This is a genomic window from Stenotrophomonas sp. (assembly GCF_032056425.1).
GTDB lineage: Bacteria > Pseudomonadota > Gammaproteobacteria > Xanthomonadales > Xanthomonadaceae > Stenotrophomonas.
Genome location: NZ_DAMBCN010000017.1, coordinates 1 through 14,789 on the forward strand (window position 1 = coordinate 1; position 14,789 = coordinate 14,789).

At 67.3% G+C, this 14,789-nt stretch carries 15 protein-coding genes and 1 tRNA gene; 7 read left to right on the forward strand and 9 right to left on the reverse strand.

Going from position 1 to position 14,789, the window contains the following annotated elements:
* Positions 1-44: 44 nt before the first annotated feature.
* The 7 genes from RTY46_RS12145 to RTY46_RS12175 form a co-directional block, all read right to left on the reverse strand.
* Positions 45-971, reverse strand: coding sequence for an alpha/beta fold hydrolase (locus tag RTY46_RS12145; RefSeq protein WP_312708646.1), 927 nt, complete (start codon positions 969-971; stop codon positions 45-47).
* On the reverse strand, positions 968-1,777 hold the full coding sequence (thiD, locus tag RTY46_RS12150; protein WP_312708648.1) for a bifunctional hydroxymethylpyrimidine kinase/phosphomethylpyrimidine kinase: 810 nt from the start codon (positions 1,775-1,777) through the stop codon (positions 968-970). The genes RTY46_RS12145 and thiD overlap by 4 nt, the downstream gene beginning before the upstream one ends.
* Before the next feature lie 122 nt (positions 1,778-1,899).
* Positions 1,900-2,568, reverse strand: coding sequence for a YoaK family protein (locus tag RTY46_RS12155; protein WP_312708649.1), 669 nt, complete (start codon positions 2,566-2,568; stop codon positions 1,900-1,902).
* A gap of 9 nt (positions 2,569-2,577) precedes the next feature.
* Positions 2,578-3,087, reverse strand: a complete 510-nt coding sequence (locus RTY46_RS12160) for a hypothetical protein (RefSeq protein WP_312708650.1) — start codon at positions 3,085-3,087, stop codon at positions 2,578-2,580.
* The gene (locus RTY46_RS12165; RefSeq protein ID WP_108749260.1) at positions 3,084-4,484 is read right to left on the reverse strand and encodes a PhoH family protein; all 1,401 of its coding nucleotides are present in this window, start codon (positions 4,482-4,484) and stop codon (positions 3,084-3,086) included. The genes RTY46_RS12160 and RTY46_RS12165 overlap by 4 nt, the downstream gene beginning before the upstream one ends.
* 81 nt (positions 4,485-4,565) lie before the next feature.
* Positions 4,566-5,045 carry a peroxiredoxin gene (locus RTY46_RS12170; protein WP_312708652.1) on the reverse strand — a complete coding sequence of 160 codons (480 nt, stop codon included), beginning with the start codon at positions 5,043-5,045 and terminating at the stop codon, positions 4,566-4,568.
* Between the two features lie 91 nt (positions 5,046-5,136).
* A complete protein-coding gene (locus RTY46_RS12175; protein WP_005409051.1) occupies positions 5,137-5,697 on the reverse strand; it encodes a glycine cleavage system protein R in 561 nt (186 codons plus the stop codon).
* A 165-nt stretch (positions 5,698-5,862) separates the two neighbouring features.
* Between RTY46_RS12175 and dapA the strand changes: the two genes are divergently transcribed.
* Both dapA and RTY46_RS12185 read left to right on the forward strand, forming a co-directional pair.
* Complete coding sequence (gene dapA, locus RTY46_RS12180) at positions 5,863-6,756, forward strand: 4-hydroxy-tetrahydrodipicolinate synthase (protein WP_312708654.1); 894 nt, start codon at positions 5,863-5,865, stop codon at positions 6,754-6,756.
* A gap of 32 nt (positions 6,757-6,788) precedes the next feature.
* Positions 6,789-7,316 carry a hypothetical protein gene (locus RTY46_RS12185; protein ID WP_312708656.1) on the forward strand — a complete coding sequence of 176 codons (528 nt, stop codon included), beginning with the start codon at positions 6,789-6,791 and terminating at the stop codon, positions 7,314-7,316.
* A 155-nt stretch (positions 7,317-7,471) separates the two neighbouring features.
* Here RTY46_RS12185 and fdxA read toward each other — a convergent pair whose 3' ends face one another.
* Positions 7,472-7,795, reverse strand: coding sequence for a ferredoxin FdxA (fdxA, locus tag RTY46_RS12190; RefSeq protein ID WP_108749264.1), 324 nt, complete (start codon positions 7,793-7,795; stop codon positions 7,472-7,474).
* A 245-nt stretch (positions 7,796-8,040) separates the two neighbouring features.
* Between fdxA and xylB the strand changes: the two genes are divergently transcribed.
* Genes xylB through RTY46_RS12205 form a run of 3 tightly spaced genes read left to right on the forward strand, consistent with a single transcriptional unit; the run spans position 8,041 to position 12,355 of the window.
* Entirely contained in the window at positions 8,041-9,534 is a 1,494-nt protein-coding gene (gene xylB, locus RTY46_RS12195; protein WP_312708751.1) for a xylulokinase, read from the forward strand.
* Between the two features lie 23 nt (positions 9,535-9,557).
* Entirely contained in the window at positions 9,558-10,898 is a 1,341-nt protein-coding gene (gene xylA, locus RTY46_RS12200; RefSeq protein ID WP_312708658.1) for a xylose isomerase, read from the forward strand.
* A 32-nt stretch (positions 10,899-10,930) separates the two neighbouring features.
* Entirely contained in the window at positions 10,931-12,355 is a 1,425-nt protein-coding gene (locus RTY46_RS12205) for a sugar porter family MFS transporter (RefSeq protein WP_312708660.1), read from the forward strand.
* A gap of 440 nt (positions 12,356-12,795) precedes the next feature.
* Here RTY46_RS12205 and RTY46_RS12210 read toward each other — a convergent pair.
* Positions 12,796-12,870, reverse strand: a tRNA-Glu gene (locus RTY46_RS12210).
* Between the two features lie 50 nt (positions 12,871-12,920).
* Between RTY46_RS12210 and pcnB the strand changes: the two genes are divergently transcribed.
* Positions 12,921-14,297 carry a polynucleotide adenylyltransferase PcnB gene (pcnB, locus tag RTY46_RS12215; RefSeq protein ID WP_312708662.1) on the forward strand — a complete coding sequence of 459 codons (1,377 nt, stop codon included), beginning with the start codon at positions 12,921-12,923 and terminating at the stop codon, positions 14,295-14,297.
* A gap of 3 nt (positions 14,298-14,300) precedes the next feature.
* On the forward strand, positions 14,301-14,786 hold the full coding sequence (gene folK / locus RTY46_RS12220; protein WP_312708664.1) for a 2-amino-4-hydroxy-6-hydroxymethyldihydropteridine diphosphokinase: 486 nt from the start codon (positions 14,301-14,303) through the stop codon (positions 14,784-14,786).
* The last annotated feature ends 3 nt before the right edge of the window (positions 14,787-14,789 follow it).

The window sequence follows — 14,789 nt, forward strand, 5'->3', positions numbered from 1 at the left end:
CTCCCGACCGCCTGGTTCGTAGCCAGGTACTCTATCCAACTGAGCTACGGGCGCCCTGCGACAGGAGCGGAATTATGCGGATGTCGGCGCCCGACGTCAACGCTTTTGTGAAAATTTTCATTCAACTGAATGAAAAAGCTTTCCGCCACGACGTCCGGGGCCTTCATCCAGGCGAAGTGATCGGCGCGCGTGTCCAGTTCCTGCGCGGACAGCACGCGCACGCGCGAGGCCACATTCGGCAGCTTGGCCAGCAGTGCCTGCATGGAACCCAGCGGCGCGAACCAGTCATCGGCCATCAGCACCGCCTGCGCCGTGCCGTGGACGCGCGCCAGCTGTGCATCCAGGTCTTCGGCCATGGCGACGGCGGCATAACGGTTGTTCAGGCCCACCCGCGCCCAGTCGGCAATCAGCCCGCGTGCCTCGGTGCCACCGAAGCCGAGGCGGCGGCCATGCAGCACGCCCTGGCGGCGCGCGATCCATGGCAGGAAGCGGTAGAACAGCGGCAGCAGCCAGCCGCGTGGAGGCGGGAACACGCGCCAGAATGGCGTACCACTGGCCGCCAGCCACAGGCGCTGGAAATGATCCGGATTGCGGCCGGCATGCAGGCAGGCCAGCTGCCCGCCCAGGCTGTGCCCACCGATGATCCACGGCACGACACTCGCCGTCGCCTCCTCGGCGTGCAGCACCGCCTGACTGGCAGGCAGATCCTCTTCAAGAATCTCGCGGTAGCCCCAGTCGGTCGTGCGCGACGGTCGCAGCGAGCTGCTGCCATTGCCCCGCCATTCGTGCAGGTAGACGGCGATACCGCGCGCGGCCAGCGCCTGCGCCAGCGGCAGGTAGTGGCGCGCGGCCACGCCCAGCGCCGGCAGCCACAGCAGGCGTGCCAGCGGCTGTGCCGGCACGCAGGCGATGATCTCGTACTGATGGCCATCGCCGCTGTTCACGGCGATCATCCGTGGCGTCGCGCTCATGCGTGCGGCGCCGCGCCGAAGTGGTCCAGCACCCGCACCTCACTGCGGCCAGGTGCATAGCCCTGCTGCAGTCCGCGTGCCACGTAATCGATGCCGGCTTCGCAGGCGTTGGCCAGGCTGAGTCCGTTGCACAGCTGGGCGGCAATGGCCGAGGCCAGCGTGCAGCCGGTGCCGTGCGCGTCCAGCGGCAGCCGCGCGTGGATGAATTCTTCGCTGCTGACGCCATCGAAGTAACGATCGACCACGCGGTTGCCTTCGTGCAGATGGCCGCCCTTCAGCAGCACGGCGCCAGCACCCATGGCGAGCAGGGCGGCGGCGGCCTGCTCGGCGTGGTCGGCGTTGCCGATGCTGCGGCCGACCAGCAGCTCGGCTTCGGGAGTGTTGGGGGTGATCAGCGTGGCCAGTGGTATCAGGCGTTCGCGCAGCGCCTGCAGCGCGCTGTCTTCCAGCAGGCGTGCGCCGCTGGTGGCGACCATCACCGGGTCGAGGACCACGTGCGCCGGGCGGCGCTGTTCCAGCACGTCGGCGACCGCGTTGATCACCTTGGCATTGGCCAGCATGCCGAGCTTCACCGCGTGTATGTCGAAATCGTCGAAGCACGCGTCCAGCTGCGCGCGCAGAAAGTCGATCGGCGGCACATGCACCGCCGTTACCCCACGGGTGTTCTGCGCAGTCAGTGCCGCGATCACCGACAGGCCATGCACGCGGTGGGCGGCAAAGGCCTTCAGATCGGCTTGGATGCCGGCGCCACCGCCGGAATCGGAGCCGGCGATGGTGAGGGCGGAAGCGGGAGTGGTCGGGCTCATGCCTCGATTGTGCCGTGGTCCAGCGGGTGGGGGTAGCGTCGAGCGTGCTCGACTGCGCGGCATTCACACGAAATGCATCCACGCATGGCGTGGATCTACTGGGGATCTGACCCCAGGCGCCCTCAATGCCGCCAGCGTGCCCATTGCTGGTACACCACGTAGACGATGCCGGTCAGGCCGGTCAGCAGTGCCGGGGCCAGCAACGCGTCGTACTGCCAGCGCACGAACAGCCAGGCGCCGATCACCCCGCCGGCCAGAAAGCCGCTGATGATCAGGCCGCTCAGGGTCAGTCGCCGCAGTTGCAGCGGCAGCCCGCGCAGCAGGTGGCCCAGGCCGATGCCCAAGTCGGTGAACATGCCGCTCAGGTGCGTGGTGCGCACCACCGCGCCGCTGAACGTGGTGGCCATGGCGTTCTGCAGGCCACAGGCCATGGCCGCGGCCAGTGCGCCCCAGATCTGCTGCTGTTCAAACAGCGGAATGGCCACCAGCAGCAACATCGACTCGATCGCCAGCGCCACGCCGTAGCGGCGGCCCAGCTGCAGGGTGCTGTCCTGGATCAGCAGTCCGCTGAGCATGGCGCCCAGCGAGAAGGCGATCAGCAGACCCCACAGGTGGCCCACTGCGCGCCAGTCGCCCTGGGCCAGGGCCATGCCCAGCTGGCTGGTGCTGCCGGTCATGTGGCTGACCGCCTGGTGCTCGAAGCCCAGGAATCCCACCACATTGACCATGCCGGCCACGCACGAGAGCGCGACCGCGCCGATCCAGACCCAGCTGGGCAGGCGGATTCCCATGCCGACGCGTCAGGGCGAGGACAGCTTGCCGCCGTTGAACTGCAGTTCGCTGAAGGTGCTGGTGGACGGATCGAACACCGCACCCCAGAACTGGCGACCGCCATCGCAGACGCGGACTGCCTCGCGGGCCGGATTCACGCTGCCGTCGTCGGGCAGATGGAAGGCGTTGATGTAGATCAGCCGTTGCCCTGCACTTTCGATGCCCACGTACTGGCGGTCGAAATCGAGCACCTGCGGGACCTGCGTCTCCAGCGATGACAGTTTCGCTTCCAGCAGGTCCACCTGCTGCCGGCTGGGCGCCCAGTAGCCCGTGACCCGACCGGCCTCGCGGCCGGGGCTGGGCCGCGAGCAGGTGTCCAGCACCTGCGCGGCGATGACCGGGCGGGTGACCACCCATGACTGCCCGGTGCGTTCGGCAGTGGGTACGCTGGCCGGGCCGCGCGTGGTGGTGCATGCGCCGAGTGCGGTGGCGAGGGCGATCGCCACCGTGGGCAGCAACAGACGGGTGCAACGGTTCACAACACCTCCGAAGCGTAATCGGCCAGACGCGAACGCTCACCCCGGCGCAGGGTGATGTGTGCGCTGTGCGGCCAGTTCTTGAAGCGGTCCACTGCGTAGGTCAGGCCCGAGGTGGTTTCGGTCAGGTACGGGGTGTCGATCTGTTCGACGTTGCCCAGGCAGACGATCTTGGTGCCGGGACCGGCACGGGTGATCAGGGTCTTCATCTGCTTGGGCGTGAGGTTCTGTGCCTCGTCCAGGATCAGATAACGTGACAGGAAGGTACGGCCGCGCATGAAGTTCATCGAGCGGATCTTGATGCGGCTGGCCAGCAGGTCGTTGGTGGCCTGGCGGCCCCAGGTGCCGCCTTCCTGGTTGTGCGTGAGCACTTCCAGGTTGTCGGTCAGCGCGCCCATCCACGGCGTCATCTTTTCTTCTTCGGTGCCGGGCAGGAAGCCGATGTCCTCGCCCACGCTCACCGTGGCACGGGTCATGATGATCTCGCGATAGCGCTGCTGGTCCATGGTCTGCGCAAGACCGGCGGCCAGCGCCAGCAGGGTCTTGCCGGTACCGGCGGTGCCCAGCAGGGTGACGAAATCGATCTCCGGGTCCATCAGCGCGTTCAGCGCGAAATTCTGCTCGCGGTTGCGCGCGCTGATGCCCCACACGGCGTGGCTGCCGTGGCGGAAGTCATCGACCAGCGACAGCACCACCTTGCCATCGCCCACCACGCGGCTGACGCGCAGCTCGACCTCGTCTTCGCCGGGCAGGTACACGTACTGGTTCGGATACCACTCCTCGCCATCCTGCGCCTGGATTTCGTAATGGGTGCGGCCCTTGTCGCTCCAGCTGCGCAGGTCTTCGCCATGGCGCTTCCAGAAGTCTTCGGGCAGCTCGGTGGCGCCGGTGTACAGCAGGCTGAAATCATCCAGCGCGCGATCGTTCTCGTAGTCCTCGGACACGATGCCGGCAATGGCCGCCTTGATGCGCAGGTTGATGTCCTTGGAAACGAACACCACCGGCAGGTCCGGGGTTTCTTCCTTCAACGCCAGGATCGCGCCGAGGATGGCGTTGTCGGGAATGACCTTGCCGAAACTCTTGCCGGCGTCGAAATGGCTGGTCTGGAAGCGCAGCTTGCCGGCGCTCTGCTTGCCGCGCAGCTGCAGGCCGTTGGGGCGCTGCAGCGGAATGCCGTCGGCCAGGTTGTCCAGGCCCGATTCCTGCACCAGCTCGTTGAGGAAACGGCTCACCTGGCGGGCGTTGCGGCTCGCTTCAGAGGTTCCCTTCTTGCCGTTGTCCAGTTCTTCGATCACCTGCATGGGCAGGTAGACGTCGTGTTCCTCGAACTTGAACAGCGCGGTGGGATCGTGCATCAGCACGTTGGTATCCAGCACGTAGATGCGCTTGCCTCGGGTCATCGTCGTTTCCTGGTTACGGACAGGGAAAAACCACCACAGCCTGCAGGGCAGGGTGGTGGCGGACAGAGTGGGCGATGGGACTCACTTGGTTTGGGCGGCCTTGAGTTCGGCGAGGACGGCATCGGCGTGGCCAGCGACCTTGACCTTGCGCCATGCTTGCACGATACGACTGTCGGGAGAAATCAGGAAGGTGCTGCGCTCGATGCCACGTACCTGCTTGCCGTACATGTTCTTCAGCTTGATCACGTCGAAGGCACTGCACAGGGCTTCATCGCCATCGCTGACCAGCGGGAAGCTGAAACCCTGTTTGGCGCAGAAGTTGTCGTGCGACTTCACCGAATCGCGCGAGACGCCGAGCACGACCGCACCGGCCTTCTTGAATTCGGGCAGCAGCGCGTTGAAGTCGATGCCTTCGGTGGTGCAACCGGGGGTGCTGTCCTTGGGGTAGAAGTACAGCACCAGCCACTGGCCGGCGTAATCGCCGAGGGTGGCCTGGTGGCCGCCGGACAGGGCCAGCGGCAGGGAAAGGGTGGTGCTGTCCAGGGTATCGCCGTTGTTCATGAGGTCCTTCTGTCGAGCCTGGGTTGTTTCTACGACAATTGCATGAAACGCCACGCGCCCGTGAGAGGCGCGCGAAAATCCGCACGTCCGATCAGAATTTCATCGGATCCATGATCGCGTCCAGGTTCAAGTGGTCGCAAAATTCAAGGAAGTCGTCGCGCAGCGCGGCGATGTGCATGTTGGCCGGCACGCCGATGGTCACCTGCGCGCTGAACATCTCAGCACCGGTCTGCATGGCGCGGTAGCGGGTGCTCTGCAGGTTCTCGATGGTGATGCCCTGGCGGTCGAAGAAATCGGCCAGCTGGAACAGGATGCCCGGCTTGTCGGCGGCGATCACTTCCACGATGTAGGGCAGCAGGTTCGACTGCGCCTGCTTGGCGGCGGTGCGGTACCAGACCAGCTTCAGGCCTTCTTCGCGCTCCAGGCGGGTCAGCATGGCTTCCAGCTTGGCCACCGAATCCCAGGAGCCGGTGGCCAGCGCGGTGACCGAGACATCGCGGCCAACGGTGGCCAGGCGGGCGTCGACCAGATTGCAGCCACTGTCGGCGATGCGGCGGGTGACAGACAGCAGGGGGGACTCCGGATGCGTCGTATAGGCGTTGATCAGGAGGTGGTTTTCGCTCGGCGCGGGGCGCGGGGTGGTGTCGGTCAAGGCGATTCCGGGTAATGCTTGGGGTGAGTCTGAATGCCCGCCGGGGGGCGGGAATCCACCGGTGTCCAGCATACTTGCCCGTGGTTTCGCGCCGCAAGTAACATTCAGGTCGCCCCCGCCCAGTACTGGCGGGCGTTTCCCTTCCCAGCCAAGAGCAGCACGTCCTTGTCCCTTTCCGGCCTCATCACCGCGCTGGCGACCCCGTTCCGGGCCGACGGCTCCCTCGATCCCGACGGTTGGCAGCGCCTGCTGCACCTGCAGCTGGAGGCGGGCGTCCAGGGCGTTGTCGTCGCCGGCTCCACCGGCGAAGCTGCCACCCTGTCCGATGCCGAGTACGACCAGCTGCTGGCCAGCGCGGTCGAGCGCATCGGCGGGCGCATTCCGGTCCTGGCCGGCACCGGCCTGTCGGGTACCGCCAAGACCATCGAACAGACCCGCCGTGCCGCTGCGCTGGGCGCGACCCACGCACTGGTGGTCACCCCGCCGTACGTGCGCCCGACCCAGGCCGGCCTGATCGCGCACTACCGTGCCGTGGCCGACCAGGGGGGGCTGCCGGTGGTGCTGTACAACGTGCCCGGCCGTACCGGTTGCGACATGCTGCCGGAGACCGTGGCCGAACTGGCCCGCCATCCGAACATCGTCGGCATCAAGGAAGCGGTGGGCGACACCGGCCGGGTACAGGCGCTGCTGGCGCTTTCGGCCCCGGACTTCGCCGTGCTCAGTGGCGATGACGGTACCGCCGCCCGCTCGATCCAGGCCGGCATGGATGGCCTGGTCTCGGTCGGTTCCAACGCGCTGCCGGGCGCCTACCGGCGCATGTGCGCACTGGCTGCCGCCCACGATCATGAAGCTGCCGAATCGTGGGATGGCCGCCTGCAGCCGTTCCACGATTTCTGTGGCGTCGAGCCCAACCCGATTCCGGTCAAGGCGCTGCTGCGCCGGATCGGCATCGGTCACGATCTGCGCCTGCCGCTGCTGCCGTTGTCGGCCGAGCACGCGCCGGCTGCCGACCATCTTGCCGGCGATATCGCCGCCCTTGAAGCCCTTTCCAGCCACTGACCTGTCGTCGTGGCCTGATCCAGGAGATCTACATGCGTCAATCCGTTTCCACTGTCCGCGTGCTGTCCTACGCCGTGCTTGCCGTCGCTGTGGCCGCCGGTACCACCGGTTGCTTCAAGCGCGGCGCCAAGGGTGATTACGCTCTGGCCCCCGAAATGCGTCCGCTGGAAGTACCGCCGGATCTGAACGTGCCGACCGGTGCCGGCGGCAACCAGGTGCCGGCGCTGGCGGCAGCCCCGCAGCAGGCGGCCCCGGCCGCACCGGCTGCGGCAGCCGCACCGGCCACCAACAACACCGGTTTCATCGTGCCGGGCAGCAAGGATGAAGCCTTCAACAAGGTGGGTACCGCGCTGGAAGGCCTGGAAGGCGTGACCATCGCCACCCGTGCGCAGCTGCTGGGCTCGTATGACGTGGCCTACGAAGGCAGCAACTTCCTGGTGCGCGTGGTGGCCGTCGATGCCGGTGCATACATCTCGGCGGTCGATCCGCGTGGCCTGCCGGCCACCGCCGAAGCGCCGGTGAAGTTGATTGCCGCGCTGAAGGCCAAGCTGGCGCCGTAAGGGTCGGTGCCCGTGCGGGTAGCGCCGGGCCATGCCAGGCGCGCGCGGTGGTAGGCGTCAACCTTGGTTGACGCTGCGGTGCCAACCCAAGGTTGGCACCCGCCAACGAAAAAGGGCGCCGACGGCGTCCCTTTTTCCTTGCAACCGCTGGCTCCTCAGCGCTCCAGCAGTTTCAGCTTGTCCGGCTTGCCGTCCCAGTCGCCGGCGTCAGCAGGCGGATCCTTGCGCACGGTCAGCACCGGCCACTCGCGCGCCAGTTCGGCGTTCAGGCCCACGAACACCTCCTGACCGGCCGGCACATCGTCTTCGGGGAAGATCGCGTTGACCGGACATTCCGGCTCGCACAGGGTGCAGTCGATGCACTCGTCCGGGTCGATCACCAGGAAGTTCGGGCCTTCGTGGAAACAGTCCACGGGGCACACTTCCACGCAATCGGTGTGTTTGCACTTGATGCAGTTTTCGGTGACGACAAAGGGCATAAGGGGGGAGGCAGATCCGTCTTCAAGCGGACAATTCTAGAACAGGTTGACCGCGCGCGCTGCCGTTGCGCGCTTTGCCGCGCTGGAACGTACTGATCGGCGGTCTGCCACCGGCCGCACCGTGCGGGGGCGCAGCCCGCTTTGCCGCAGTGCAGATTGCCAAGCCGTCGACCGCCCCGGCAGACTCGATGTCCATCGGTGGACATATGGCGGGTGACAGTGCGGATCGCAGCGAAGGGCAGGGCATGAGCGTCTATCTGGGCATCGATGCCGGCACCCAGAGTGTGAAAGTGGTGGCCTACGACGCGCAGGCGCGGCAGGTGCTGGCCCAGCAGGCACGGCCCTTGTCGCTGGCTGCCACCGACGACGGCGGTCGCGAGCAGAGCGCGGCGGATTGGGTGCAGGCGCTGGTGCAGGCCGTCCAGGCATTGCCGGGCACGCTGCGGGCGCGGGTGCGCGGCCTTTCCGTTTCGGGCCAGCAGCATGGCTTCGTGCCGCTGGGCACCGACAACCGCGCGCTGGGACCGGTCAAGCTGTGGTGCGATACCAGCAGCAGCGAACAGTGCGCGCAGATCGTGTCGGCCGTGGGCGGCGCGGCGGCCTGCATTGCCGAGTGCGGCAATGACCTGCGCGTGGGTTACACCGCCTCAAAGCTGCGCTGGACCCGCGAGCACCGGCCCGCGGTGGATGCGGCGCTGGATGGCATCGCGCTGCCGCATGACTACCTGAACCTGTGGCTGACCGGGCAACGCTTCATGGAGGCCGGGGATGCCTCGGGTACCGGCTGGCTGGATGTGCGCCGGCGCACGTGGTCGGCCGCGATGCTGGCGGCCACCGACGAGCGCCGCAACCTGGCCGACCTGTTGCCGCCGCTGGTTTCACCTGACCAGGGCTTTGCACTGCTGCCTGCGGTGGCGGCCCTGTTGGGCCTGCCTGCCAACGTGCGTGTGGCGGTCGGCGGTGGCGACAACATGATGGCGGCCATCGGCACCGGCGCCGTGCGCGAAGGGCGGCTGAGCATGAGTCTGGGGACCTCGGGCACCCTGTTTGCCTGGAGCGCCACGCCTCGCATCGATCCGCAGGGGCGCTGGGCCGCGTTCTGTGCCTCCGACGGGGGCTGGCTGCCCTTGATCTGCACGATGAACTGCACCGTGGCGACCGGCCAGGTGGCCGCGCTGCTGGGGCAGTCGCCCGCGCAGTGCGAAAATCTGCTGGCGCAGAGCGCACCCGGCGCCGACGGGCTGGTGATGCTGCCGTTCTTCAATGGCGAGCGCAGCCCGGACCTGCCGCTGGCGCGCGGCGCCCTGCATGGGCTGGACCTGCACAACCTGGGCCCGGCCAACCTCTATCGCGCCGCGATGGAAGGGGCCAGCTACAGCCTGCGGCTGGGCTACGACGCGCTGGTCGAGGGCGGCCTGCGCGGCCAGCGCCTGGTGCTGACCGGTGGCGGTGCCAACAGCGCGGCGTGGCGCCAGTTGATCGCCGACCTGTTCCAGCTGCCCGTGGTCGTGCCGGTGCAGGCCGAGGGTGCCGCGTTTGGTGCTGCACTGCAGGCGCTGTGGCTGTGCGAGGGGCAGGGCGGGGCACTGGCCGATCTGGTCGATGACCACCTGCAGTTCGACGCCGCCCTGGCTGCCCACCCCGATCCGATGCGCGCGGCCGGCTACGAGGCCGGCTACCAGCGTTTCGTCCACCACCTGCAGGCACTGACGCCGCTGTTCCAGCAGCGCCTGCCCTGATCCCGAAGAAGGAAGCATCGTCCATGGCAAGCCCGTTCCATGTAGGTCAGCGTGAGTACTTCCCCGGCATCGGTCGCATTCCCTTCGAGGGCCGCGACTCCGATAACCCCCTGGCGTTCAAGGTCTACGACGCACAGAAGCAGATCGGCGGGCGCAGCATGGCCGAGCACCTGCGCTTTGCCGTGGCCTACTGGCACAGCTTCTGTGGCGCCGGCCAGGACCCGTTCGGGCCGGGTACCCGTGTCTATCCCTGGGATCACGGCGATACCGCGCTGGCCCGTGCCGAAGCGCGCTGCGATGCCGCCTTCGAGTTCTTCACCAAGCTGGGCGTGCCGTACTGGTGCTTCCACGACGTGGACCTGGCGCCCGACGCCGATGACATCGGCGAGTACCGCGCCAACCTGGCACACATGGTCGAGCTGGCCAGCCAGCGCCAGCAGCAGACCGGCATGCAGCTGCTGTGGGGCACGGCCAACCTGTTCTCGCACCCGCGCTACATGAATGGTGCGGCGACCAATCCGGATTTCGCCGTGGTGGCGCGCGCGGCCGTGCAGGTCAAGGCCGCACTGGAGGCTACCGTGGCCCTGGGCGGCAGCAATTACGTGTTCTGGGGCGGCCGCGAAGGCTACGCCTGCCTGCTCAACACCGACATGAAGCGCGAGCAGGCCCATCTGGCTCGCTTCCTGGCCGCGGCGCGCGACCATGGCCGCAGCATCGGCTTCGAGGGCACCTTCCTGATCGAGCCCAAGCCGATGGAGCCGATGCACCACCAGTACGATTTCGACAGCGCCACCGTGGTCGGGTTCCTGCGCGAACACGGGCTGGACGCGGATTTCAAACTGAACATCGAGGCCAACCACGCCACGCTGTCCGGCCATACCTTTGCCCACGATCTGCAGGTGGCGGCCGATGCCGGGCTGCTGGGCAGCATCGATGCCAACCGTGGCAATCCGCAGAACGGGTGGGATACCGACCAGTTCCCGACCGATCTGTACGACACCGTCGGGGCGATGCTGGTGGTGCTGCGCCAGGGCGGGTTGCGCCACGGCGGGCTGAACTTCGATGCCAAGGTGCGGCGCGAGTCGACCGATCCGCAGGATCTTTTCCTGGCCCATATCGGCGGCATGGACGCGTTTGCCCGCGGACTGGAGGTGGCCCATGCGCTGCTGCAGCAGTCGCCGCTGGAGCAGTGGCGGCGCGAGCGCTACGCCAGCTTCGACCAGGGCCCGGGCCAGGCCTTCGCGGCCGGCCAGCTGGGCTTGGATGCGCTGTGCGCGCTGGCCGAACAGGGCGGTGAGCCGCGCCAGCGTAGCGGACGGCAGGAGGCCTATGAGAACCTGCTGAACCAGTACCTGCTGCGCTGAGCGGCCGGCCCACCCTTTTCGCGGATGACTCCATGTCCACAGCGATTCCTGCAAGCGCCGGCAGCCGCGGCGAAAACACGGCCTTCATCGTTCTGATCAGCTGCGTGGCCACGCTGGGTGGCTTCCTGTTCGGTTTTGACAGCGGGGTGATCAACGGCACGGTCGATGGCCTGCGCCAGGCGTTCAACTCCAGTGAGGCCGCGCTGGGCTTCGAGGTGGCCTCGATGCTGCTGGGCTGCGCCATCGGTGCGTTCGTGGCCGGGCGCCTGGGCGACCTGTTGGGCCGCCGCAGCGTGCTGATCATTTCGGCGGTGCTGTTCCTGCTGTCGGCGCTGGGGGCGGGCGCAGCCCATGCGTCGTGGCTGTTCGTGGCCGCGCGCATGGTCGGCGGTTTCGCGGTGGGCGCGGCCAGCGTGATGTCGCCGGCCTACATTGCCGAGGTCGCTTCGGCGCGCTATCGCGGCAAGCTGGCTACCGTGCAGCAGATGGCGATCATCAGTGGCCTGTTCGCCGCGTTCCTGAGCAACTACCTGCTGGCACGGGCAGCCGGTGCATCCACCGAGCCGCTGTGGCTGGGGCAGGAGGCCTGGCGTTGGATGTTCTGGATGCAGGCCATTCCGTCGCTGCTGTTCCTGGTGCTGCTGCTGACCATTCCGGAGAGTCCGCGTTTCCTGGTGGCCAAGGGCCGGCACGCGCAGGCCGAAGCCGTGCTGGCACGGTTGTACGGGCCGGCCGAGGCGCGGGTGAAGCGGGGCGAGATCGAGGGCAGTCTGGCCCAGGACCAGCATCGCCCGACGTTTGCCGACCTGAAGGACAAGGCCAGCGGCAAGCTGCGCGGCATCGTCTGGGTGGGTATCGGCCTGGCGGTACTGCAGCAGCTGGTGGGCATCAACGTGGTGTTCTACTACGGCGCGGTGCTGTGGCAGGCGGTGGGTTTCTCGGAAAACGACGCCCTGCTGATCAATGTTCTGTCCGGCGCGCTCAGCATCGGCGCCTGCCTGGTGACCGTGCTGCTGATCGACAGGATCGGCCGCAAGCCACTGCTGTGGGTCGGCTCGGTGGGCATGGCGGTATCGCTGGCGCTGATGGTGGTGGCCTTCGCCAGTGGCAGCCTGGTGGACGGGCGGCTGCAGCTGTCCGACGGCATGGGCCGCCTGGCGCTGGTGGCGGCCAACGTCTACGTGGTGTTCTTCAACATGTCCTGGGGCCCGGTAATGTGGGTGATGCTGGGCGAGATGTTCCCGAACCAGATCCGCGGCTCGGCGCTTGCGGTGGCCGGTGCGGCGCAGTGGACGTCGAACTTCGCCATCACCGTCACCTTCCCGATGCTGCTGGCCGGCATCGGCCTGGCCGGCGCCTACGGCATCTACACCGTGGCCGCGTTCCTCTCCATCTTCTTCGTGGTCCGCTACGTGCGCGAAACCAATGGCAAGGAACTGGAGCAGATGGAAGGCTGACGGCAGGCAGGTCTGCGTTTCAGCGCCTCCTTGCTACGTGGGGGAGGGGGCAGGCCGCCCTCTCCAGGACACGCAAAATCCCCTCCATGGTGCTCGATGGCGCCATCCATGGCGCCAACGGTCCTGGAGAGGGCGGCCTGCCCCCTCCTGACAGTTTCATGGTGTATGCGGAAGCCGCGAAGCAGTGATCGACGTCTGCCGCGGCGGGCAGGAAACCGTCCAGAGACGGCGGGGCCCTTCGGGCCAGGACCGTTGGCGCCATGGATGGCGCCATCGAGCCCCCAGGGATGGGTTTACGGCGTGTCCTGGCCCGAAGGGCCTCGCCGGCTCAAGCCGATAGCAAAGAGGCGCCACAGCGACCAAGCACCCGCAGCTATCAAACCCCGGAAAACAGCAAAGCCCGCACGAAGGCGGGCTTTTTCGGTTCCTGCTGCGGCGACTGGTGCTCCCTAGGGGACTCGAACCCCTGTTTTAGCCTTGAGAGGGCCACGTCCTAACCACTAGACGAAGGGAGCATGTATGTCGCTGCCGAGGCAGGAGCGGTAGTATAGGTACCTCGATGCCAATGGGCAATCCCGAAACTTCAACCGGAAGCGCCAACATCATTTCCCCTGCTCCATCTCCGTTCAGCCTGCGCGTCATTCCGCGCGACCAGCACACGATCTCCCGCAAGGAGATCAGCCCGAACGCCCTGCGCGTGCTCTACCGCCTGCGCGATGCCGGTTTCGGCGCCTACCTCGTGGGCGGCGCGGTGCGCGACCTGCTGGTCAATGGCCGACCCAAGGATTTCGACGTGGCCACCGACGCCACGCCCGAACAGGTCAAGCAACTGTTCCGCAACTGCCGCCTGATCGGCCGCCGGTTCCGCCTTGCCCACGTGGTCTTCGGCCGCGAAATCATCGAAGTGGCCACCTTCCGTGCCAACAGCGATGACGGCAGCGGCGACCGCGAAATGGAAAACGGCATGCTGGTGCGTGACAACGTCTACGGCACCATCGAAGACGATGCCGTGCGCCGCGACTTCACCTGCAACGCCCTGTACTACGCCATCGAGGATTTCTCGGTGCGCGACTACGTCGGCGGCTTCGAGGACGTGCAGGCACGCTTGATGAAGCTGATCGGCGACCCCGAGCAGCGCTACCGCGAAGACCCGGTGCGCATGCTGCGCGCGGTGCGCCTGGCCGCCAAGCTCGGTTTCCAGATCGAAGAAGGCACCGCCGCGCCCATCCCTCACCTGGCCAACCTGCTCAACGAGGCCGCCCCGGCGCGTCTGTTCGAGGAAGTGCTGAAGCTGTTCCTGTCCGGGCACGGCGTCGCCAGCTTCGAAGGCCTGGAACGTTACGGTCTGTTCGACGTGCTGTTCCCGGAAAGTGCCAAGGCCCTCAAGTCCAACCGTACCGGCGCCCTGCGCCGCATGCTGGTGGAAGGCCTGGCCAACACCGATGCACGCGTGGCCAACGATGAGCCGGTATCGCCGGCGTTCCTGTTCGCGCTGCTGCTGTGGCCGGCGTACTGCCGTGCCCAGGCCAGCCTGCTCAAGCAGGGTGTGGCGCCGGAAGAGGCGCAGCGTCGCGCTGCCGACCGGGTCACCGTGCAGCAGCTGAGCACCATCGCCCTGCCGCGCCGCTTCTCGCTGCCGATGCAGGAAATCTGGCTGCTGCAGTCGCGCTTCAGCTCGCGCCAGCGCAAGCGCGTGTTCCGCACGCTCACCCATCCGCGCTTCCGCGCCGCGTTCGATTTCCTTTCCCTGCGCCAGGTCGCCTCGGCCGAGCATGAGGCCGATGTGCTGTTCTGGCGGGAAGCGCAGGCCCAGTCGGGGCATGAGCTGGAGCACGCGCTCGATGCCATGCACGCCGAGGGTGGCGACGAGGAGGGTGGGGCACCGCGCAAGCGTCGCCGTCGCCGCCGTCGCAGTGGTGCCCCGGGCGCCGTCGCTGAGTAAGCCATGACGGTTGCCTGGATTGGCCTGGGGGCGAACCTGGGTGATGCGGCCGGCACGGTCCGTGCGGCGATTGCCGCGCTGGACACCCTGGCCGGCACGCGCCTGCAGCAGGCGTCCCGCCTGTACGCCACCCCGGCCTGGGGCAATGAAGACCAGCCACCGTTCGTCAATGCGGTGGCGGCGGTGGATACCGAACTGGCGCCGTTGGACCTGCTGCAGGCCCTGCTGGCGCTGGAGCAGCACTTTGGCCGGGTGCGTGACCCGGCCGTGCACTGGGGGCCGCGCGCGCTGGATCTGGACCTGCTGCTGTACGGTCAGCAGCACGTCGATGAGCCTGGCCTGCAGGTGCCGCATCCGTACCTGCACCAGCGCGCCTTCGTGCTGGTCCCGCTGGCCGAAATAGCGCCGGAACTCGCCATTCCCGGCCATGGCCGCGTGCAGGACGCAGTGGTGCGGGTCGATGCCTGCGGGATCGCGCCGATAGGGTGATAA

Coding starts and splice junctions, on each gene's coding strand:
- xylA (WP_312708658.1), top strand. CDS start 9,558: ATGGCAAGCCCGTTCCATGTAGGTCAGCGTGAGTACTTCCCCGGCATC.
- folK (WP_312708664.1), top strand. CDS start 14,301: ATGACGGTTGCCTGGATTGGCCTGGGGGCGAACCTGGGTGATGCGGCC.
- RTY46_RS12205 (WP_312708660.1), top strand. CDS start 10,931: ATGTCCACAGCGATTCCTGCAAGCGCCGGCAGCCGCGGCGAAAACACG.
- RTY46_RS12145 (WP_312708646.1), bottom strand. CDS start 971: ATGAGCGCGACGCCACGGATGATCGCCGTGAACAGCGGCGATGGCCAT.
- RTY46_RS12185 (WP_312708656.1), top strand. CDS start 6,789: ATGCGTCAATCCGTTTCCACTGTCCGCGTGCTGTCCTACGCCGTGCTT.
- xylB (WP_312708751.1), top strand. CDS start 8,041: ATGAGCGTCTATCTGGGCATCGATGCCGGCACCCAGAGTGTGAAAGTG.
- RTY46_RS12155 (WP_312708649.1), bottom strand. CDS start 2,568: ATGGGAATCCGCCTGCCCAGCTGGGTCTGGATCGGCGCGGTCGCGCTC.
- pcnB (WP_312708662.1), top strand. CDS start 12,921: ATGGGCAATCCCGAAACTTCAACCGGAAGCGCCAACATCATTTCCCCT.
- fdxA (WP_108749264.1), bottom strand. CDS start 7,795: ATGCCCTTTGTCGTCACCGAAAACTGCATCAAGTGCAAACACACCGAT.
- RTY46_RS12165 (WP_108749260.1), bottom strand. CDS start 4,484: ATGACCCGAGGCAAGCGCATCTACGTGCTGGATACCAACGTGCTGATG.
- thiD (WP_312708648.1), bottom strand. CDS start 1,777: ATGAGCCCGACCACTCCCGCTTCCGCCCTCACCATCGCCGGCTCCGAT.
- RTY46_RS12170 (WP_312708652.1), bottom strand. CDS start 5,045: ATGAACAACGGCGATACCCTGGACAGCACCACCCTTTCCCTGCCGCTG.